This is a genomic window from Collinsella sp. AF19-1LB (assembly GCF_003459655.1).
Classification (GTDB): domain Bacteria; phylum Actinomycetota; class Coriobacteriia; order Coriobacteriales; family Coriobacteriaceae; genus Collinsella.
Map to the genome: position 1 here is coordinate 85,521 of NZ_QRWO01000002.1, position 21,134 is coordinate 106,654.

Genomic DNA, 21,134 nt, shown 5'->3' on the forward strand with positions numbered 1-21,134 from the left:
TCATGGTCAAATAAAACGGGGCGCACCGGACCCCCGGCACGCCCCGCTACTGTAGCAACAACCAGCGTTGCACCGCAATCCAGCCCACTAAAGCGTCAGCAAAGTGAACCTCGACGTTTTGTCAATGTCACGCTGTTGCACTAAATAAGCTTCGTGCTTTCAAGCTTTTCGATGATCCAGTCGTTGGCTTTGATGACCGGGCGGCGGAAGACGACGCCCAGTGCCAGCGACGGAATCAGATAGCTCGCCAGAATGCCTAGCTCAATCCAGTACTCCATATGGTAGGCGCCAGCCATGGCGGCATGCATGGCGTTGATGCCGTGGGTGAACGGCAGGAACGGATAGATCGCCTGGAACACAGGGCCGGTCATCTCGATGGGGAACGTACCGCCCGAACCGCCGACCTGCATAACCAACAGCACGACGGCGAGCGCCTTGCCGATATCGCCAAACGAAACCGTAAGCGTGTAGACGATATTGGAGAACACGAGACTCGCGACCCAACCCGCCAGCACAAATTGCAGCGGGTTGTCGCACTGAATGCCAAAGAACAGGATGTCGCCCGCGCACACGAGTGTCGCCTGCAGCAGGGCCAGACCTCCAAAGAACAGGTAGCGGCCCAGGTAGATCTCGTGCAGGCGCACGGGGATCAGCTCGTTGATGAGCTCATCGTCAACCGAGACCTTCATCATGGCCGCCAGTACAATCGAGCCCACCCACAGCGACAGAATCGTGTAGAACGGTGCCATGGCCGAACCGTAGTTGCGGATCGGATAGACCGGTTTGCGGTCGAGCGCGACGGGGCCGGAAAGCGACACGGCGAGGCCCTCGGGGTCGTTGCCAATCATTGTCTTAATCATGGCCAGGTCACCCGACATCAGGGCGCCATCGAGCTCGTCCTTAAAGGCGCTGATCTTGTCCGATGCCTCACCCAGCTGATCGGAAGCCTTGTTGACCAGCGTCGCAGCCTTGGAGAGGCCCTTTGCGAGCGAGCCAGAGGCGTCGGTCAGACCGCTCACGGCGCTATCCAAGTCACCCGAGATACCGTTCAGGGAATCCAGAACGCCCGAAATGGTCTTCTTGAGCTCCTTGGCCTTAACCGAGAACGTGGAATCGTAGTCGGACTTGGCTCCCGAGATACCCGCCTTGGCATCGGCGATGGCCTGGTCGACCTCGGCACGCGAGTTGTTGACCTCCGCCATGCCGTCCGAAAGGGACTTTGCGGTCGCCGTCAGGTCCTTCGCATTGTTGCGGTACTCCACGGCAATTCTGCCCAGCGACGTCGCAGCGGACTCGAGACCGTCTTTGAGCTTGTCATCACTTACCTGGTCGGCAAGGTTACGGAGCTGATCGGTCATCGCATCGATATCGTCAGCACGCGTATTGAGCGCCGCTGCGGCTTCGTTGAGCTGAGACACCGTAAGGTAAACATGCTGATTCGCGGCATCGAATGCCTTCGCAAGCTCGGCGGACACGTTGTCGAACGAGCCCGCGCTTCCGTCAATCGCCGCGTCAACGGCATCGTTGGCGGCCTTGAGCGCTTCCTTGGAATCATTGATGCCACTCTTGGCGTGCTCCATCAGCTGCTTCGTCGACTCATCAACGGTGCCCGTCTGCTTGAGCATGCCGCCCGCCGATGTCAGTGAATCGGACGTGGAGCTCAAAATGCCCGCGAGCGACGTCGCACTCGCCTGAACGTCCTGCAGGTCCTCGACCGAATCGCCCAGCGTCGAGGACAGATTGGCGATAAAGCTGCTCACCTGGTCGGTACTCATATAGTCGAGCAGGCTGGACACGGTCTTAAGGCCGATGGTCGTGATGGTCTTGGTAAAGGTCTCGTTGACCTGACTCTGGACGGCGCTCGAACCCTTTTCAGTCACGATCTGTGCGATGGCGTTGGCCTTCTGATTCTCATAGAACTCGATATCGGCGTGCTTCACCTCGGTCGAGAAAAGCGTCATCATGTCGGCGCTAAACGTTTTCGGGATAACGACGGCAGCGTAGTACGCGCCCGACTTAACGCCCTCAATCGCCTTATCACGGTCGTTGAGGACGACCCAGTCGAAGTTCTCGTTGCCGCGCAGGGTGGCGGTTACGTTTTCGCCCACGTTGACCTCGACGGGAATCAGATCGCTCTCGTAACCCTCATCGGTGTTGACCACTGCAATCTTAAGGTTGCCGGTATTGCCGTAGGGATCCCAGCTTCCGGCGATGTTAAACCATGCATAGAGACATGGCACGATGATCAGGCCCATCACGACGACCATGCCGATCACGGAGCGAGACACGTTTTGGACATCGCGCTTAAACAGGTGCAGGATGTTTTTCATTTATGCCTCACCTCCTTTAGAGTGCTTGCCAAGCGAGGTGGTGTCCCCGTCGTTTCCGTTTACGTTGTCAGCGCCGTCGGCATCTTGAGCCTTACGATGCGCACCGATATGCGACAGACGGCTCGTAGGCTGTTCGCCTCCCTTGGCGCCACGCTCGCTGGCGTTGAGACCAAACATGCGACGGGCGGCAGGGATGGCAGCCGTGTGCTCGCGCATCTCGCGGCGAAGGTCCTCGTCCGAAAGCGCCGAGATACGCATCTGGGTATTGAGGCTCGCACGGATGTATTCGATGTTGATGAGCCAGCCGCAGATGGCGATAACCGAAATGATCCAGATAACGAGCAGGATGATCTTGCCGTTATTGTCGATATCGAGCACCGTCGAAAGCACAAAGAGCAGAACCTGCACGCCTACCACGGCGGCAAAACCGCCCTTGATGTAGTACGGGTAGCGATGCTCAAACGCCACGGCATGATCGAGCAGCTCGCGACGGTACGAATCCGAATCGAGCATGACGCGCATGGCCGTGCGCAGCGAATAGCGCTGGCGCGGCAGGTCGTTGGACTCGCAGATCATGAGGCCCGTCGTGGAAAGCTGCTTGTCAAAGAGCAGGTTGAGGTTGAGCAGCAGCGGACGCAGCTGCAAGCCAATAAAGAGTGCGATGGCAAGGAACACGCCCAGGATGCACAGGTTGAACAGGTAGTTGAACGAATACATGCCACCGACGGTCTCGCGCAGCAGGTTGATGCCATAGGTGAAGGGCAGCAGCGGATGCAGCCATTGGAAGAAGCCGGGCATCATCTCGATGGGATACATGCCCGACGAGCCGGGGATCTGCACAATGACGAGGATGACGCCAATGGCTTTACCGATATGCTTAAACGTGGTGGACAGCGCATAGATGATGTTGACGTAGGTGAACGAAATAGCGATGCCGCCCAGTACAAAGAGCAGCGGATTGACGCACTGAACGCCAATGACCAGGTCGCCCACCGTAACGATAATGGCCTGGAACGCGCCCAGGATCACCAGCAGCAGCCAGCGGCCAAAGTAGCCCTGACGCGCCGTAAAGCTACCGATGCCCTCGCGGTCGACCTCGAGTTTATAGATAGCGATGAGCACATAGCCGCCTACCCACAGCGCCAGATTGGTGTAGAAGGGCGCGATGCCCGAGCCAAAGCTCTTGACCGGATAGATTGACTTGGACGTCAGCTCAACCGGAGATGCCATGAAATCTGCCACGTCATTGACGTCGACGTCCATGAGGTCGGCTAACTCGCCCATAGACTCAGAGGTCTGCAGCGCCGCAATGTCATTGGCGGCGGTCGCGAGCTTGTCCTGAACCTTGGCAAGGGAGGCGTCGGTTTGGGACAGCGTGGTCTTTGCCTGCTTGAGCGTGGCGTCGAGCTGCGCCAGCGTGCCGCGCGCGCTCGCTATCGTGGGGGTCATACCCGACACAATGCCGGTCAAATCGCCCGAAACGGCGGCAAAGGAGTCAAGCGCGCTCGAAGCCTTCGGAAGTGCGTTCTGACCCAGATCGGTCTGAGCCTGACCGAGGCTAGCCGTACCGGTCTGAATTGCCGCGTTGAGTGCGTTGCTCGCGTTCGAGATTGCCGTAGCGTCGTTTGCCATGGCGCTCGACTGTGCAGAAAGGCCATCCTTGATGCTCTGCAGCTTCTGGTTTTGCTCGCGAAGCGAATCGATGGTCGATACAATGCGCGCGTCAATTTCCTCGGAACCTGTCGACGTGTCATTAACGAGAATCTCCAAGTGCCCGATAACGGCCTTATTGTGATCGATCGTCGCCTGGAGAGACTCGAGCGAGTTGTCGATGCGGGTGGTCGTAGATGTGACCGTACCCGTTAGCTTGCCAATCGCAGCGTTCGCGGAGGCTGACGTCTTGGTGAGTGCAAGGCTACCTTCCGAGAGTGCCTTGGAGAGCGAGGTGATAGAGTTGCCCGCCGTGGCGCGAGCCTCGCCCAGCAGGTCGTTGCCCTGGGAGATTGCCTGCGTCAGCGACGGTGCCTGACCTTGCATGCCGGCAAGCGCCGCATCAGCCGAGGCGATAGCGCCACTCGTCTTATCGATGGCGGCATTCATATCGCCAATCGAATCGCGCACCTCACCCAAGGTGTCGGATGCCTCGGACACCGAACTTGTCAGCGAGTCCTGAGTCTGGGTTGCCTTGTCCTTTAAATCGATGCCGGCATCCTTGGCGATGCCCGCTACGGTCTCGCCCACCGTGGAGACAAACTCCGAGTTGATCTGCTCCTCGATGGTGTTGGCACCGGTATCGGTAACCTTGGGCGCAATGGCGCTCTTTTTCTCGTTGACGTAATAGGTCAGCTTAGGCTGATGGTAATTGCCATCGAGCATCGAGACGAGATTGTCGGAGAAGTTCTTGGGGATTACAATCGCCGCGTAGTATTCCCCGCTCTCGACGCCCTCTTTGGCATCGGCAGCCGAGTCGACGAAGGTCCAGCCCAGCCGATCGTTTTCCTTGAGCTGGTCGACCACCTTATCGCCCGCATTGAGCTCGCCCACTAGGTCGTTCTGGGTGCCCTGATCGTTGTTGGCGATAGCGATTTTAATGCCCTGGGTGTTTCCATATGGATCCCAGTTAGCCACGATGTTGTACCAAGCGTACAGCGAGGGGATAACGCACACGCCCAGGGTAACCACCAAGGCGACGGGGTTCACAAGCAGTCGCTTAATGTCGCGCTTGAATATCGCAAAGAAGACCTTTGCATCGGATAGTTTGCTGCCGAGACTCACGCTTGGACCATCCATCCTGTCGTTGAATCAAATCGTACTATCAACAACCATTGTACGTAGGCGCTTTAGCGTCTCGAAGCACAATGGTATTGAGTTTTGCGGGTAGCAATATACTACGAAGATTAGTTAACGTACAGTTGTACAGTATCTCAAATTTCAGCAGGTCGCAAAACCACAACCCGCACAAATTAACAATCCGAATAGTCATCGGGGGCGTTCTTAAACGACCAGTCAAACAAGAACGTCCCCAACGACTAATGGTGCAAGGAATGTCCCAAACTGCCGGCAGAAAAGGAACGTCCCCAAGTGCCACATTCCCCAACGACTAGTCATTTAAGAACGTCCCCAACGACTACCCATAACAACGCCGATGTTTTGGCGCAGACAGCGAAAGCCCGTCAGAGCGAGCAAGGTGCCTTGAAACAAGGCGGCATTGATCTTCTGATCATGCCGCCGAAGTTGAAAGGCAGATTGCCGCTCTGGCGGGCTTGCAGCGTCGAGTGGTTACGCGGTTCGTAGAACCGCGTAACCCCCTAGTTACATCAGCTCGCAGACAGCCGCCGCGAAGGCAACGGGGTCCTCGGGGAGGATACCCTCGACCAGCAGGGCCTGATCGTAGAGCAGGCCGGAGTACTGCTTGATCTTGTCGGCGTCACCTGCCTTCTGGGCAGCGACAAGCTTGTCAAAGACCGGGTGCTTGGCGTTGAGCTCGAGCACGCGCTGGCTCTTGGGCATGCCGTCGGGCGCGCCCTCGGGTCCCTTCTGGAGCACCTTCTCCATCTCGAGCGAAAGCGGACCCTCGGTGGTGATGCAAGCGGGGGCATCGGTCAGGCGCGCGGAGACGGCAACTTTCTCGACCTTGTCACCGAGCGCCTCCTTCATAGCGCTAAAGAGGTCCTCGTTTTCCTTGGTGGCGTCCTCGGCCTCCTTCTTCTCGTCCTCGGTCGCCAGATCAAGATCGCCAGTCGCGACGTTCTTGAGCTCCAGGTGACGATCCTCGACCTCGGGCTCGGCACCGTCGGCAACGGCCTTCTCGGCAGCCTCGCGGGCGGCGTCGTCCTCGTAGATCTTAGGCATATCGGCGGCAACGTACTCACGCATAGCCTGGAACGTGAACTCATCCACATCCTGCGTCAGCAACAGCACGTCATAGCCGCGGTCGAGCACACCCTTTACCACGGGCATCTTGGCCAAGCGCTCACGCGAGTCGCCGGCGGCGTAGTAGATGGCCTTCTGATCCCCGGGCATGCCCTTGGCATACTCGGCCAGGGTAATCATCTTCTGCTCCTTGGCAGACCAGAACAGTAGCAGGTCGGCGAGCTCATCGGCCTTCATGCCATAGCTCGAGTAGATGCCGTACTTAAGACCGCGGCCAAAGTTCTCAAAGAACTTCTCGTAGGCCTCGCGGTCGTTGTCGCGCATATCCTCAAGATCGGCGGTAATCTTCTTCTCCACGCGCTTGGCGATGGCCTTGAGCTGACGGTTCTGCTGCAGCGTCTCACGCGAGATGTTGAGCGACACGTCGGCAGAATCCACGACGCCGCGGACAAAGTTGTAGTAGTCGGGCAGCAGGTCGTCGCACTTCTCCATAATCAGCACGTTGGAGCTGTAGAGCGCCAGGCCCTTCTCGTAGTCCTTGCTGCACAGATCGAACGGGGCGCGGCCCGGCACAAACAGCAGCGCATCGTACTCAAGCGTACCCTCGGCATGGAAGCTGATAGTGCGCGCGGGATCGTCAAAGTCGTGGAACGTGGACTTGTAGAACTCGTTGTAATCCTTCTGCTCAACGTCGGAGCTGCGCTTTTTCCAAATCGGCGTCATGGAGTTGATGGTCTCGAGCTCCTGGTAGTCCTCGTACTCGGGCTTGTAGTCGTCGCCGGCGTCCTCGGGCTTGGGTTTCTGGCGGCTCTTGCTCACCATCATCTGAATCGGGTAGCGCACATAGTTGCTGTACTGCTGAATCAGGCTCTTGAGGCCCCACTCGGTCAGGAAGCGATCGTAGGTCTCGGCCTCGCCGTCGGCGTCGAGCTTCTCGTTCTCGCGCAGCGTCAGGATGACATCGGTACCGTGCTCGGCGCGCTCGCCGTCTTCGATGGTGTAGCCCTCAAGACCATCAGACTCCCACACATGGGCGACATCCTCGCCGTAGGCGCGGCTGACGACCTTCACATGGCTGGCAACCATAAAGGCAGAGTAGAAGCCCACGCCAAACTGGCCGATGATGTCGACATCGGAGCCCTGTTGCTCGGCGTTCTCGGTCTTAAACTCCTCGGAGCCGGAATGGGCGATGGTGCCCAGATTGCGCTCGAGCTCCTCGGCGGTCATGCCAATGCCGTTATCCGAGATGGTAATGGTGCGGGCGTCTTTATCAAAGGAGACGCGAATAGCCAGGTCGCCCTGGTCGAGCTTGACGCTCGGGTCCTGCAGACTCTTAAAGTTGAGCTTGTCGACGGCGTCGCTCGCGTTAGAGATAAGCTCGCGCAGGAAGATTTCCTTATTGGTGTAGATGGAGTTGATCATGAGGTCGAGCAGTTTTTTGCTCTCGGTCTTAAATTGACGCATGTGCAGTCCTTTCGCGCTACCCCCGTCCGCAAAAACGGCCCGGTTGCCCGAGCCGCATCGCAGACCTGCTATGTTCAGACTTAGATTTTATAACCCATTAGCGCGCATATATACATACGGAATCGAAAAACTGTATGTCCAAACGTTCTGATGCGCCAATTGCCAAAGAGTGTCCCAAACTGCCGGCAGAAAAGGAACGTCCCTATCTGTCGCCCACGACCCGCTTGGCCATCCAAGCATGGGGCTGGCCCTCGTCTTCGTAGTCCAGCGGGGCAATCTGCGTGTAACCCGCCTTGGCATAGAGTGGTAGTACGTATTCCTGAGCATGCAGCTTAATGAGCTTGGCACCGGCATCACGCGCGGCGGCATCACTGGCCTCGACAATCTTGCTCGCCAGACCGCGACGGCGCATGCTCGGCAGCACGGCCACGCGCCCCATAATGTAGGTCTCCCCCGCCGCGACACCTTCGTCCAAGTCGCACGCCGGCGACACCGGAGCCTCTGCGTCAGCCGCGCGCTCAAGCTCTTCGGGAAACACGCGCGAGCAACCGGCAAGCTTGCCGTCTACATAGAGCGTCACATGAATGCAGTTCGGATCCTCGTCGATAGCGTCGAACTCATTCTCGTAGCCCTGCTCGTCCATAAAAACAACGCGGCGCACCAACGCCGCGTCATCAAAGCATCCCGTCTTAAGTTGGATATCCATGGCTGCCCTTTCATTCAATGCGAACGTTAGGGACAGATTTTAGCGAAAATGAGCTCCGCGCACGCTAAACTTCGCGCGAGCCTTCGCCAGGCAGTCGTAATGACCCACGTTATGGGCATCGCTCGCGATGAAGCTGTACAGGTTCTGATCGAACAGGCGCTGTGCCGGCTTTTTCTCGCGACCAAAGCGACCGCCGGCAATAAAGTCCGCCGAAGCCTGCAGCTTGCAGCCCATATCGACCAGGCGCTCCGCCACGCTTACATCCTTTTGAACCGCACGATAGCGCTCAGGATGAGCGATGATCACCTGGTAGCCACGGCACTGCAAATCGTAAATCGTGTTCTCGTACTCTCTAAACGCATACGCATCGGCATGCGTCGAAAGCTCGAGCAGAAACTCGTTGGTCCCATCGAAATGCAAGTGATCCGCGGCATCGATACCAAGCTCAACGAGCTTTCGATGGTTGACCTCGAAGCCCATCTGGAGCGGAAAACCGTCAGCGTTATCGCGCAGCAGCTCAAAGGCATCCCACATCTTGTCGTAATCAAAATAGGGATCACGGCAGTGAGGAGTGCAAACGATTCTGGTTACACCGGCCCGCTTGGCAGCCTCGAGCATCGCCAAGCTCTCTTCGAGATCGGCGGCGCCGTCGTCTACACCCGGCAAGATATGGCAATGAATGTCACGCATAGGTCAGCCTTAATCAACTAAACGTTTGCTCGGTTGGTGAAGATGCCCTTTTTGGAAGTGCCCTGATCGTCGGAGCCCTTCTTAACCTTCTTACCGTCCTTGGTGTAGTAAGAATAGTAGTACTCGCTGGTCTCGGTCTCACAGTAATTCATGACGGTACCGATGAGCTTGACCTTCTCGGACTTCTTAAGCTGGGCGATAGCGTTGAGCGCCTCTTCGCGCTTGGTAAAGTCCTCGCGCACCACGAACAGCGCGCCGTCGGTCAGGCTGGCAATCTCGGCAGCATCGATGAAGGTGCCGACCGGAGGAGCATCGAAGATGACGTACTGGAACTTAGCAGACAGTGCCTTGACCAGCTTGGCAAAGCGATGGGAGACGATGATGTCGGCAGGATTGGGAATATGCGGCTCGGCATCGAGGAAGTAGAAATTCTTCTGACCTGTCTCGACAATCGCCTGGTCGATAGAAACCTGCTCGGACAGGACTGCATAGAGTCCGCCGCGCGAACGAACGCCGAGCATATCGGAAAGGGACCTGCGGCGCATATCGGCCTCGACCAGGAGCACGGACTTGCCGCTCGTGGCGATTGCCTGAGCAAGGTTAATGGAAACCGTAGACTTGCCCTCGTTGGGAATCGAGGAGGTAACGGTGATGGTGCGAATGGGGTCGTCCACGCTCGCAAAGCGGATGTTGGCCAGAAGGGTCTTGGCGGCATTCTGTACAACGAGCTTATCGGTGTTCTTTGCCTTAGCCATGCCTATTTACCACCTTTCATAGCCGGAATTCGGCCAACAACGGGAATACCCAGGAGCTCTTCTGCCTCTTCGGCACCGCGGATGCGGGTATTGAGCATGTCTGCCAAAACGACATAGGCAACTGCGATAAAGATACCGGCGAGGAACGCGACGGCAATATACAGCGTGCGCTTGGGGCCGCTGGGGGCTTCGGGGGTCTTAGCCTCGTCGATAACGTTGATGCTCTGGGCAGCGCCGACGTTCTGAGCGACCGTACTCACCGAGCTGGCAATGGCCTTTGCGACCTCAGCCGTCTCCTTGGCATCGGTGCCGGTAACCGAAAGCGTAATGACACGCGTGGTGGTCTCGGAGGAAACAGACACCTTGTAGTCATCCAGATCGGTGAGGCCCAGTTCTTTGGCGGCGCCGCTCTTAACGCTATCGCTATCCAGCAGCGTGGCGATATCGTTGGAAAGCATCTGGCTCGCCGAGAGATCGTTGTAGCTCATCTGACCGCTATCGTCGGTCTTGGCGAGAATGTACATGCTCGTCGTCGCGGTATAGGTGTTGTCCATCGCAACGAAGGACACGATGCCCATGGCGATCGCGCAGACCACCGGAAGGGTGATGACCAGCTTGAGGTGCTTCTTCAGCAGCTGGAACAGTTCGAGAAGGGTCATGCAGCTTGCCTTTCATTTCCCCAGTTCGGATTGACAAAACTGTCCGTATGTTATCGCATCTTTTTACCGAGACCAAACTCTATACATAAGAAACAGGCTCTCCTGTAAAAATGTCGGAAGCAATCGTAAAATTGCACAACAACGCCGCACCCGAAAGTCAAATGCGGCGTCTACATCAATATCTATGTTGTATCGCTATGCGAATGGCTCGTCCTGCTGTATGGGAAACGTCACCGTAATGGTGGTTCCCACGCCCAACTCGCTCGACAGATCGAGCGTGGCGTGATGATACAGGGCCGCATGCTTGACAATGGCAAGCCCCAGGCCGGTTCCGCCGCGCGCCTTGGACCTACTCTTGTCCACGCGATAGAACCGCTCAAATACCTTGCCCTGTTCTTCAGGCGCGATACCGATTCCCGTGTCGGCGACAGCGAGGAACGGATGGCCTTCGTCGTTGGTGCCGCACTGCAGCGTAACCGTACCGCCGGGCCGATTGTAGCGGATGGCGTTGCTTGCCAGATTATAGATGAGCTCGTCGACCAAGCGCGACACGCCTTCGATGACCACAGGCTTGGTCTCATGACTTATCGTCACATTCGCCTGACGGGCGACCTGTTCAAGACGCTGCTCAACCGCGTAGATCGCACGCGAGAGCTCAATAGGCTCCGTGGAACCAATGGGCACTGCCTCGCCTTCAGTCGCACGTTCGGCCTCGTCCAAGTTAGACAGCGTAAGGATGTCGTTGACAAGCGCTGCCAAGCGGCCCGCCTCACGATAGATGCGACCGCCAAAGTTGCGCAGGTCGTCCTCGCCCTCGACCATGCCATTTGCGATGAGCTCGGCATAGCCCGAAATCGCCGTAAGCGGCGTCTTGAGCTCATGGGTGATATTCGCCGTGAACTCGCGGCGCATACGGTCGTTGTCCGCTAGCACCGCCATTTGGCGCTTGAGTTCCTGGCGCTGCGACTCGATGCGCTCAAGCATGGGAACCATCTCGGCATAGGCGTGCTCATAGCTACGGCGTGGGTGATCCAAATCCACCTCTTGTAACGGCGCGATGATGGCACGGGACTCACGGCGCGCCATAAAAAACGAGAGTACTGCACCCGCTGCTGCGATAAGCAGCATCGGCGCCAGCATCGACAGCAAAATCGCCGCAACGCCAGGCTGGGCCTGCGCCAAGCGAACGACCTGGCCGTTATCAAGGGTGACGGCGCGATACAGCATAATCTCGTCGAGTGTAGAGCTTGCGCGCTCCGCGGAACCCGAACCACTCTCAAAGGCCTCGATGACCTCGGGGCGATCGCCATGGTTGGGCAGTGTGGAAGGCGACGCCTCGTTGTCGTAGGCAACAGATCCGTCCTTATTGATCAGCGTGATACGAAGATCCTCGCGATCGAGGCTTCGCAAGAACGGAATGGGCTCCTGCTGCTCGTCGAGGGCGGCAGCAATGAGCTCGGTTTCCTGCGCCAGATTGGCACTCGTGGCATCCGCCAAAGTGTTTTGCACAAAGAACGCACCCAGCACCGTAAACGCCACGATAACCGCCATGGCGCAGACAAAGATCGTCACAAAAACGCGGTGCGACAGCGTATGTTTTCCCTGGGGGGCGAAGACCACGGGTTACTCCTCCGATGCGGTGGCCGCGGTGTCGTCGCCTTCGGCGCCATCACCGGCAGAAGGCTCGGCCAGGCGATAACCCACGCCGCGCACGGTCTCGATGGCGCTGGCATGCTCGCCCAGTTTTTGGCGAAGCGTCTGCACGTGCACGTCAACGGTGCGCGAACCGCCGTCGAAGTCCCAGCCCCACACGCTCTGCAGCAACGACTCGCGGGTAAAGACCACGCCGGGCTTGCGCATGAGGTACTCGAGCAGGTCGAACTCGCGCAGGGTGAGCTTAAGCGGCTCGCCGGCAACGGTCACCTCGCGATGGCTGGGCGAGAGCACGATGTCGCCCACGCTGAGCACATCGCTCGCCTGCTTGACCATGCCGCCGCGACGCAGCAGTGCGCGGCAGCGGCTCGCAAGCTCCATGAGCGAAAACGGCTTAGTCAGGTAATCGTCGGCACCGCCATCGAGCGCCATCACCTTGTCGAGTTCGGTGTCCTTGGCGGTAAGCATCATGATGGGCACCGTCGCCGTCAGGCGATCGGCACGCAGACGACGCATAATCGCCAAGCCATCGGTGTCGGGCAGCATGATATCGAGCAGCACAGCATCGGGCACCCGTCGCGCCACGGCAGCTTTAAACTCGCCATCACACGAAAAGCCCTCGGCCTCGATTCCCTGCTTGCGCAGCGCGTAGACTGTCAAATCCCTGATGTTGTCATCGTCCTCGACGTAATAGATCATGTTGAACCCCTTTGCGGCCGATATGACCGCATCTTAACCCTAAAGGCACCTGTAAAAGACAGCGTCAGCCAAAACGCCCCGTCAAATAATCCGCGGTGCGTGGATCGGACGGATTCTTGAAGAGTTGCGCGGTGGGCGCGTGCTCCACCAGCTCACCCAGCAAAAAGAACGCAACCGAATCGGAAATACGCGCGGCCTGCTGCATGTTGTGCGTCACGACCACCAGCGTGCAGGTCTCCTTGAGCTCGCAGGCCAGCTGCTCCACCACCAACGTCGACACAGGGTCGAGTGCCGAGGTCGGCTCGTCCATCAGCAGAATGTCGGGCTGCACGGCAAGTGCGCGGGCGATGCACAGGCGCTGCTGCTGTCCACCCGAAAGACCCAGGCCCGACTCTTTGAGCTTGTCCTTGACCTCGTCCCACAGGGCAGCGCGACGCAGGGAGTCCTCGACCAGCTCATCGAGCACGGCGCGGTCGCGCACACCCATACCGCGAGGACCGTAGGCGACGTTGTCGTAGATGCTCATGGGAAATGGGTTGGGGCGTTGGAACACCATGCCCACGCGCTGGCGCAAACGGCAGATGTCGCAATCGCCCAGGATATCTTGACCATCGAGCGCAATCTTGCCCTCGATGCGGCAATCCTTGATGCCGTCGTTCATGCGGTTAAAGCAGCGCAGCAACGTGGACTTTCCGCAGCCCGAAGGCCCGATGAACGAGGTGATCTGCTTGTCGCGGATCTTGATATTCACGTCCTTGAGCGCATGATGGTCGCCATAGAACAGGTCGAGGCCCTCGACATCGATGCGCGTCGGCGAGGCGGCAAGATCCTGCGCCGTGGGGCGCGTCGCGTCTCCGACTTCGCGCTCGTGCGCAGCCTCGGCTCGCGCCTCCATTAGCTCCTCGAGCTCCGTGGGCTCCATAGCCACACCAGCCGTCATACCGCATACCTCCACGTCGATATCAATTCAGCAGTATCGATAGTAGAAACCGCGGCTCATACGCACGTGAGCGCATTGTCAGGTGTTTGTAAGGGCGCCTACGCTACGCGGCGGGCAGCTCGATGGTAAAAACGGTATGCTCGGGCGTCGATTCGCACGCGATGGTGCCGCCATGCGCGCATACAATCTCCTTGGCGATGGCGAGACCCAGCCCAGCGCCGCCGCGATTGGTCGCACGCGCCGCATCCAAGCGATAGAACTTCTCAAAGATCACCTTGAGCTTTGGCTCAGGGATCGGATCGCCCTGGTTTATAAATCGTACGCGCACGCCGCCGTTACCCAAACGTCTGGCCTCAATCGTGATCATCGAGCCTTCATAGCTATAGGCAACGGCGTTTTTCATGATGTTGTTGAATACGCGAGCCATCTTGTCGCCGTCCACGAGCACCGTCAGATCCTCGCAGATATCAACCTGGGCTTCTTTATGCTGTTCGTTGAGAATGGGATAGAACTCGTCAGCCACCTGAGCCAGCAGCAACCCCAGATCAACATAGCCGCGCGTGAGCACGATATCGTGGAAGTCAAAGCGCGTGATGTCGAAGAACTCCTCGATGAGCGCATCGAGCCGGTGGGCCTTGTCGAGTGCCACGCCCGTAAAGTGCGCACGTTGCTCAACCGGCAGCTCAGGAGCCTCTTGCAGCAGCGAAAGATAGCCCACCACACTGGCAAGCGGGGTGCGTAGGTCATGTGCCAAGTACGTGACCAGATCGTCCTTGCGATGAGACTCGTCACGCAAGGCCTGTTGCACCTTGCGCTCGCGATCGCGCACACGGTTGAGTGCGCCCTCGACCTCCAGGAAGTCGCCGTCGATGTTGTCCCAGGTGTCGGGGTTATCGATCAGACGGTCCTGAATGCGGGCGGCAATCACGCGGTCGGCGTGCAGCTCGCCCTGCTCGTAACCCTGGTAGTACAGGGCGCGTCCGCAGAAGAACAGGACGCACACGGCAAGCGCCAGCACAAATCCAAGCATGTTGAACACAAAGCCGGCGTCAAAGAATACGGGCTCGCCAATACCGCCAAGCGCCATGGACCCGATCGCCAACGTAATTGTCCACGCGGCGCCGCCGATCACCACACAGCGGCGAACGATTTCGAATCGATCAATCAGCAAAAAGCCAATGAGTAGAACTGCCAGGATGCCAACGATATTGTCAATGCCGATGAGCAGCAGACTCAGCAAAAAGAGCAGCACCGTCGCTAGCGCACGGTTGTCAACGACCGCCCTTACGTATTCAAAGAGTCGATCGGGTACCTCGAATGCCCGCCTATCGTCTTTTGTCATATCTACTCCCCCACCATCAAAGGCGTTATTCGATTATGTAGCCGACGCCCCAGACGTTTTTGATAAAGCGCGGCTTCTGGGCATCGTCGCCGATCTTTTCGCGCAGATGGCGAATGTGCACCATAACCGTATTGTTGGAGCCGGGCATAAAGTCCTCGTTCCACACCGCGCGGAACAGGTCCTCCACGGGCACCACGCTACCACGATGCTCGACCAGATACAGCAAGATGGAATACTCGATGGGCGTAAGGCGCACCGGCGCACCGTCCACCGTCACGGAACGAGCATCGCGGTTGATCTCCAGTCCGTCGAGCTGGATGGTCGGAGACTCGGCCGCCTGCGAGCGGCTACCGTAGCTGGTGTAGCGGCGAAGCTGAGCGTGCACGCGCGCGATGAGCTCCAGCGGACGGAACGGCTTAACCACATAATCGTCTGCGCCAAGCGAGAGCCCCTCGATCTTGTCTTGCTGGGCATCGCGCGCCGTCAGCATGATCACGGGATAGGTATGGCTGGAACGGATCGTACGCAACAGCTCAAAGCCGTCGATATCAGGCAGCATGACATCCAGCAGCGCCAGATCGAACTCCTGCTCCAGAATCGCCTTGGCCGCATCGGCCCCGCTGTAGGCAATCTGGACATCAAAGCCCTCTTTTGTAAGGTAGATACCAACCAGGTCGGCGATGGCTTTCTCGTCATCAACTACCAAAATGCGCTCGTTCATGCGTGCTCCTCTCGCGCTCCATTATGCCCGAGGCGGCGCGTGCCACACACAACAAGCGCGGGCGATTAAGTCGACCTTAAGCACCAATGTGTCCGTTCGGGCGCGGATGCGGGCCACGCACGCACGCGATGATCGCCGATGCCGGCAAACGATATACTCTAGTTCCAGAAGAGACCATCCCGTCGAAAGCGAAATCTGTGAAGTCCCTCACCTCTTTTGCAAAGCGCTCAGCCCAGCTTGCCGCCGGCTTTGTCTGCGCTATCGCCCTTACCGCTGGCGTGCCCACCGTCGCCGGCGCCCAAGTGCTCACGACCGACAATGTCTGCGGCAAAACCGCCGATGCGCGCGGCATCACGGCCGAAAACCTGCCCGATATCGAAGCGACCAATGCCCTCGTCATGGGCAAAGACGGCACCGTCTACTATGGGCGCGGCGCCGATGAGCAGGTCAAAATCGCCTCGATCACCAAGGTCATGACCGCAATCCTAACCGTCGAGAATTGCAAGATGGACGAGAAGGTCACGGTGAGCAACGCCGCAGCCACCGTGGGTAATTCGACCGCCGGCTTGCTCGAAGGCGACGAGCTTACCGTGGAGCAGGCGCTGCGCGGCCTGATGATTCCCTCGGGCAACGACGCCGCCATCGTGCTCGCCGAATATGTGGGCAAGAAGATCGACCCTAAGACCAAAGACGCCGAGGCCACATTTGTGAAGGCCATGAACGAGCGCGCTAAGAAGCTCGGCTGCACCGGTACGCTTTTTGAAAACCCGCATGGTCTGGACTTTGATGAGTGGGCTGGCGATATGCACTCAACCGCACACGACGTAGCGCTGATGATGCAGGAGGCCATGAAAAACGACACGATCCGCGAGGTCGTAGCGAGCGAGGATTCCTGGATCGAGGTCACGGGCGCCGACGGCACCGACCATTCGCATTCCATGGACACGCATAACTATTTGCTGGGCCAAGATGGCAACATCGGTGGCAAGACCGGCACTACCGACGATGCAGGCTATTGCTTTACGGGTGCCTACAACCGCGATGGCGACGAGATCTACACCGTCGTTTTGAACTCCACCACCACCGACCAGCGCTTTACCGATACCGCAACCCTTGCCAATTGGTACTACGGTCACAAGGTGACGGTCGCGATCGCCAACACGCAGGAAAAGACCACCAACGGCAACCCGCTTATGGCGCGCATTGGTCAAACCGACTGGACTGATAAGACGATCGACGCCACACTCGCCGATCCTACGGCGCAAGCGACCGTGTTTTCCCTTGCCGGCGAGGTGACCGAAAAGGTTAGCTACGACGATCTTTCGGGCACGGTGCATGTGGGCGACAAGGTGGGCAGCATTACGCTCAAGCAGGACGGCACCAAGATCGCCGTCATGGATTTGGTTGCCGACGAGGAAGGCTCGGGGCCGAATCCCATTGAGTGGCTACTCGTGAAGCTCGACCGCCTGGGCCGCCGCATCGACAACCGCCCACTCACGGCAGAGAGCGAGACCGTAGCCAAGGCGCCCGAGGTGTAGGGCGCAAGAATAATAAGCCCACTGAAAGGAGGCGTCCGAAAGGATGCCTCCTTTTTTGAGGGTTCGAATCCCCAGCCGCCATTCTTGATAATAAAAAGGGCCCCAAATGGGACCCTTCTTCAAGTTCGTACTGGCGGAGAGCTGGGGATGTCCGGGCATGCTACGCATGCCCTCCGGCTTCAAAGCCTGGCGGCTTTTCGCCCACGGGCTACAAACGCTTTCGCGTTTGCTTAACGCCCGTGCCCTCTCGGGTTCGAATCCCCAGCCTCCTTTCTCCGCACCAAAAAAGGGCCCCAGATGGGACCCTTCTTTCAATTCATACTGGCGGAGAGCTGGGGATTCGAACCCCAGATGCCCTTTTGGGGCATACTCGCTTAGCAGGCGAGCACCTTCGGCCTCTCGGTCAGCTCTCCGTAACAGCCGTTCTATAGTAACCAAACAGCCAAGGATGAGCAAGAGGAAATTTTCTAATTGCCTAGCAGCCTTTCCTTCTTGAAAGCTTCGCCTACCCCAGCGAGCGGTTGAGGGAGCCGAGCTCGTCGTTGCCCATGGTGCGCCACATTTGGAAGATACAACCGCGCGCCAGGAAAAAGAAACCGTTGTCGACCAGTTGCACAGCGGCATCTGCCAGCTGATTTGTCACGGCGGACACTGGCGGCAGCTCTAGTCCAGCCTTGTGGATGGTCTCGACCGCTTCCTCGAACGTCGGAGGCTCGCTGACGCCCATCTCGTTCATAAGGCCCTGCATTTCTTCCAGCGCGCTGCTGCCCGACTCCTCGCCGCGCGGCACCAGACGGTAACAAGCCAGCGCCAGGTCGAGCTGATCGCAATTCCAATAGGCAAACGCCAAGCGATAGAACAGGTAGCCGATTGCAGAACGATCGCTGGCAATACGTAGGCCGTGGCGCGCCACCTCGATAATCTCGTCAAAGCGCTCCAGACGCGCAAGCACGTTGATGAGCGCAAAGTGCGACTGCATGGACGAGCGCGCCAGATCGTAAAGATGGCGCACCTCGGGCAGTGCTCGTTCAAAGTCCTCTTGCTCGGTGTAAAAACTGCAGATCTCGTGCTGGGCAAAGTACAGCGCATCGGGCGCACGAAGGATTCGCACAGAGCGGTCTTCTTCCAACACCGGTAGCACCATGCGCACCAGCTGGTTATCGCAAAACTGCGTTTGAACCAGACCTGTCGCCAAAAGCTCGGCGACGGCGCACTTAGCCTCCAACTCCTCGACAAGACGGGAAAAGCCTTCAAAAGCACCTGTACGGTCGACTTTTGCCTGCTCGCGCAATTCAACAACACGGGCCACGTATGGGTCGTCGTCCTCTTCCATGACCTCCAGCTCGTCAGCCGTATCGGCAAGCAGCAGATCGCGCAGCGCCGGCGGCAGCATGCGATGGTCATCACGCGGACGAGCATGAACCTCCGCAGGTTCAATCGTCTCCGGAGCGGTTGACTCATATGCCTCAAGCACACGCTTGCACGGCATATCGTCCATGTCCATGCTCTCAAGATCCTTGGCGACAGGCACGCAATCGGCCAGATAGGCCGCGCGCCCAAAGAAATACGTTGCGACAACGCGCTCGCCCTGCTCACTGTCGGGAGCAGCAATCTGCACATAGCAGCGCGTGATGCAGGTGCCCGCGGCAAAGCACGCCGCCGCAAGCGTGAGCGCCACGCGCGCATCGTGCTCCGCGGCCCAGATCGCACGCGTGTCCTCTTCCAGCTCGCGCCAGGCGTCATCTTGAGCGTCGTATTCACGTTGCGGCATGGCATCCACGACAGAGTGCCCAAACCGAACGAGCATAATCCCCTCGGCAACGTTTGCCCGATAGGTATAGTCGAGCCGCGTGATCACGTTGAGCGCCTCGACGATACGCGCGAAGCGGGTGCGCACGTCCCACTCACCGCCCGGCTGACACGCCACCGTCCCCGGTTTGCCCCACGGGTTATCGCTTGAGGCCGTATCGAGCAGTCGGGGAACATCGTTGGTCGTCTTGGCGATATGCCACGCATCAAAGAGCGCGCAGCCCTCAAGGCTCGGCGAGGATGCCGCGGGGACCAATCCGGCCCCGATGCGCTCAAGGATGCCGGAGAGGCGGTTGAGACGGCACTCGATGGCAAGCAGCATGTCAATCTCGTCCTGGTCCAGCAAGCTGCGATCAAAATTGAGATAGAACAGCTTTGACCGGTCGATGCGCGCTAGGCTCATTTCGGACTTGGCGGCAATGGTGCGTAGATGGGGCAAGTCGACCTCGCTCATAAGGGCGGCGGCATAACGCTCGATACCGCTCGGATTCTCGGCATGGTCAACGCGGTAAAGCAGCGTCTCGATAGCATCGGGGAGCGGTGCCGTGTTAAAGCCCAAAAACACCTCGACCGGCTCGGGCAACTTTACGAGCTTGATCTTGTCGATAACATTTTGCATACCCTCGTCGAGTCCGCCGGCGTCCGCCGTGCTCGCAATAGCGTTTTCGGAGTTGGCAAATATCACGTAGCGCAGGAACATCGATGCCATGAACTCGCCGTAAGGAAGGGAGCGGGCTGAATTCCATGTCTCGTGGTCGGACTGCTCGCGCATGGGGCCTTCGGGAGAGCCGACAGTTTGCGCACACGCGCGCATTGCACCGTTGGCTTCCCTTACCATAATCTCACCAATACTGGAATCCGACTCGTCAAGGACCAGTTCCATGTCGGGATCGTTGGGCAGCGGAGCCTCGCTGACGGGGCGGTCCACCTTGTACACCTCACCCGAAACGCTTACGTAGCCCAAAAGCGACACATGACTTTTGCCAACGAACTCGACGACATAACAAGATTCATGCTGATCCTCGCCAAAGAGTTTCCAGACCACGCCATATGAGCGTCCCGCAGGCTGCTCGGGCATCGCCGGAAAGCGCTTCTTGGGATCGAAAAACCTGAGCTTGTATGTCGGACGCTCTGCCACGAAGTATCACCCTGATCGGTCGCTTGAAGAAGGAGTGGTCGCGAATAAGTCGCGACATCTACTCGGAATCTTACACGAGTCGACAGGAAATCGTCCCTTTGGACGAAAGCACTCAAGCTGGCGCAAAAGAAAAGCCCCCGTTGCCGGGAGCTTTAATCTCAACTGGTGCGGCGTATAGGATTCCGCGCATCCGCTGCGCGGATCCGCACCGGCTTCGCCCGCCTGCCGGCGGACTCGCCCGCGGGCTAAAAACGCTCCGCGTTTTCTTGACGCCCGCGCCTCGACCGAGGTTCGAATCTCCGCAATGCTCCCATATAAGAAAAGCCCCCGTTGCCGGGAGCTTTAAAGTCAATTGGTGCGGCGTATAGGATTCGAACCTATGACGTTCTGATTCGTAGTCAGACCCTCTATCCAGCTGAGGTAACGCCGCAACTTGTTGATTATTATGCACAGGGACTGAATAATAGTCAAGCATTTTTTCAAAAAAAGTTATCGAATTTGATTTTTAATCATTTGATGCAATCGATCGACTCGATACTTTCAAACACGGCGAAAGCAACTCCTCAAGTATGTCGACATATAAGAAAAGCCTCCGTTACCGGAGGCTTTAAAGTTCAGTTGGTGCGGCGTATAGGATTCGAACCTATGACGTTCTGATTCGTAGTCAGACCCTCTATCCAGCTGAGGTAACGCCGCAACGCACGGATTATTATGCACGCGGGCCCCCGATGGGTCAAGCGACAATTAGAAAAAAATTTTACGGAGTGATAATTAAGTTGTTCGCCTTGATTGTCATTTTCATTGCAACAGCCTCAGG

At 58.1% G+C, this 21,134-nt stretch carries 14 protein-coding genes and 3 tRNA genes; 1 reads left to right on the forward strand and 16 read right to left on the reverse strand.

The features are described from left to right. Positions 1-140 precede the first annotated feature (140 nt). The 12 genes from DWX39_RS01290 to DWX39_RS01345 all read right to left on the reverse strand — a co-directional run bounded on the left by DWX39_RS01290 (position 141) and on the right by DWX39_RS01345 (position 15,832). Positions 141-2,330 (reverse strand): YhgE/Pip domain-containing protein, encoded by a 2,190-nt coding sequence (locus DWX39_RS01290; protein WP_117758239.1) that lies wholly within the window; start codon positions 2,328-2,330, stop codon positions 141-143. Beyond that, positions 2,331-5,105, reverse strand: coding sequence for a YhgE/Pip domain-containing protein (locus DWX39_RS01295; RefSeq protein ID WP_233508829.1), 2,775 nt, complete (start codon positions 5,103-5,105; stop codon positions 2,331-2,333). A 537-nt stretch (positions 5,106-5,642) separates the two neighbouring features. Further along, on the reverse strand, positions 5,643-7,667 hold the full coding sequence (htpG, locus tag DWX39_RS01300) for a molecular chaperone HtpG (RefSeq protein WP_117758241.1): 2,025 nt from the start codon (positions 7,665-7,667) through the stop codon (positions 5,643-5,645). A gap of 202 nt (positions 7,668-7,869) precedes the next feature. After that, positions 7,870-8,373: a GNAT family N-acetyltransferase gene (locus DWX39_RS01305; protein ID WP_117758242.1), complete on the reverse strand. Its 504-nt coding sequence runs from the start codon at positions 8,371-8,373 to the stop codon at positions 7,870-7,872. A 39-nt stretch (positions 8,374-8,412) separates the two neighbouring features. Beyond that, positions 8,413-9,063: a tyrosine-protein phosphatase gene (locus DWX39_RS01310; RefSeq protein WP_055250497.1), complete on the reverse strand. Its 651-nt coding sequence runs from the start codon at positions 9,061-9,063 to the stop codon at positions 8,413-8,415. Between the two features lie 17 nt (positions 9,064-9,080). Continuing rightward, positions 9,081-9,818 carry a CpsD/CapB family tyrosine-protein kinase gene (locus DWX39_RS01315; RefSeq protein WP_117758243.1) on the reverse strand — a complete coding sequence of 246 codons (738 nt, stop codon included), beginning with the start codon at positions 9,816-9,818 and terminating at the stop codon, positions 9,081-9,083. Between the two features lie 2 nt (positions 9,819-9,820). After that, complete coding sequence (locus tag DWX39_RS01320) at positions 9,821-10,477, reverse strand: YveK family protein (RefSeq protein ID WP_055250503.1); 657 nt, start codon at positions 10,475-10,477, stop codon at positions 9,821-9,823. Between the two features lie 195 nt (positions 10,478-10,672). Next, complete coding sequence (locus DWX39_RS01325; RefSeq protein ID WP_117634258.1) at positions 10,673-12,097, reverse strand: cell wall metabolism sensor histidine kinase WalK; 1,425 nt, start codon at positions 12,095-12,097, stop codon at positions 10,673-10,675. A 3-nt stretch (positions 12,098-12,100) separates the two neighbouring features. Further along, complete coding sequence (locus tag DWX39_RS01330; protein WP_089572665.1) at positions 12,101-12,829, reverse strand: response regulator transcription factor; 729 nt, start codon at positions 12,827-12,829, stop codon at positions 12,101-12,103. A 64-nt stretch (positions 12,830-12,893) separates the two neighbouring features. Beyond that, positions 12,894-13,769 carry a phosphate ABC transporter ATP-binding protein PstB gene (gene pstB, locus DWX39_RS01335; RefSeq protein WP_199411424.1) on the reverse strand — a complete coding sequence of 292 codons (876 nt, stop codon included), beginning with the start codon at positions 13,767-13,769 and terminating at the stop codon, positions 12,894-12,896. A 103-nt stretch (positions 13,770-13,872) separates the two neighbouring features. Next, positions 13,873-15,111: a sensor histidine kinase KdpD gene (locus DWX39_RS01340; RefSeq protein WP_117758244.1), complete on the reverse strand. Its 1,239-nt coding sequence runs from the start codon at positions 15,109-15,111 to the stop codon at positions 13,873-13,875. Positions 15,112-15,136: 25 nt separating this feature from the next. After that, a complete protein-coding gene (locus tag DWX39_RS01345; RefSeq protein WP_117758245.1) occupies positions 15,137-15,832 on the reverse strand; it encodes a response regulator transcription factor in 696 nt (231 codons plus the stop codon). Between the two features lie 197 nt (positions 15,833-16,029). Between DWX39_RS01345 and DWX39_RS01350 the strand changes: the two genes are divergently transcribed. Next, positions 16,030-17,370 carry a D-alanyl-D-alanine carboxypeptidase family protein gene (locus tag DWX39_RS01350; RefSeq protein ID WP_158561600.1) on the forward strand — a complete coding sequence of 447 codons (1,341 nt, stop codon included), beginning with the start codon at positions 16,030-16,032 and terminating at the stop codon, positions 17,368-17,370. A gap of 322 nt (positions 17,371-17,692) precedes the next feature. Here the strand turns inward: DWX39_RS01350 and DWX39_RS01355 are convergent. The 4 genes from DWX39_RS01355 to DWX39_RS01370 form a co-directional block, all read right to left on the reverse strand. After that, positions 17,693-17,783: transfer RNA gene (locus DWX39_RS01355), tRNA-Ser, on the reverse strand. Between the two features lie 92 nt (positions 17,784-17,875). Next, positions 17,876-20,317: a lipopolysaccharide assembly protein LapB gene (locus DWX39_RS01360; protein ID WP_117758247.1), complete on the reverse strand. Its 2,442-nt coding sequence runs from the start codon at positions 20,315-20,317 to the stop codon at positions 17,876-17,878. Between the two features lie 353 nt (positions 20,318-20,670). Continuing rightward, a tRNA-Arg gene (locus tag DWX39_RS01365) sits at positions 20,671-20,747 on the reverse strand. 189 nt (positions 20,748-20,936) lie between these two features. Next, positions 20,937-21,013: transfer RNA gene (locus tag DWX39_RS01370), tRNA-Arg, on the reverse strand. Between the last annotated feature and the right edge of the window lie 121 nt (positions 21,014-21,134).

Bases quoted from the DNA above. Each gene is read 5' to 3' on its own strand.
- DWX39_RS01315 (WP_117758243.1), bottom strand. From the start codon at position 9,818: ATGGCTAAGGCAAAGAACACCGATAAGCTCGTTGTACAGAATGCCGCC.
- DWX39_RS01310 (WP_055250497.1), bottom strand. From the start codon at position 9,063: ATGCGTGACATTCATTGCCATATCTTGCCGGGTGTAGACGACGGCGCC.
- DWX39_RS01290 (WP_117758239.1), bottom strand. From the start codon at position 2,330: ATGAAAAACATCCTGCACCTGTTTAAGCGCGATGTCCAAAACGTGTCT.
- DWX39_RS01345 (WP_117758245.1), bottom strand. From the start codon at position 15,832: ATGAACGAGCGCATTTTGGTAGTTGATGACGAGAAAGCCATCGCCGAC.
- DWX39_RS01330 (WP_089572665.1), bottom strand. From the start codon at position 12,829: ATGATCTATTACGTCGAGGACGATGACAACATCAGGGATTTGACAGTC.
- DWX39_RS01340 (WP_117758244.1), bottom strand. From the start codon at position 15,111: ATGACAAAAGACGATAGGCGGGCATTCGAGGTACCCGATCGACTCTTT.
- htpG (WP_117758241.1), bottom strand. From the start codon at position 7,667: ATGCGTCAATTTAAGACCGAGAGCAAAAAACTGCTCGACCTCATGATC.
- DWX39_RS01320 (WP_055250503.1), bottom strand. From the start codon at position 10,477: ATGACCCTTCTCGAACTGTTCCAGCTGCTGAAGAAGCACCTCAAGCTG.
- DWX39_RS01305 (WP_117758242.1), bottom strand. From the start codon at position 8,373: ATGGATATCCAACTTAAGACGGGATGCTTTGATGACGCGGCGTTGGTG.
- pstB (WP_199411424.1), bottom strand. From the start codon at position 13,769: ATGACGGCTGGTGTGGCTATGGAGCCCACGGAGCTCGAGGAGCTAATG.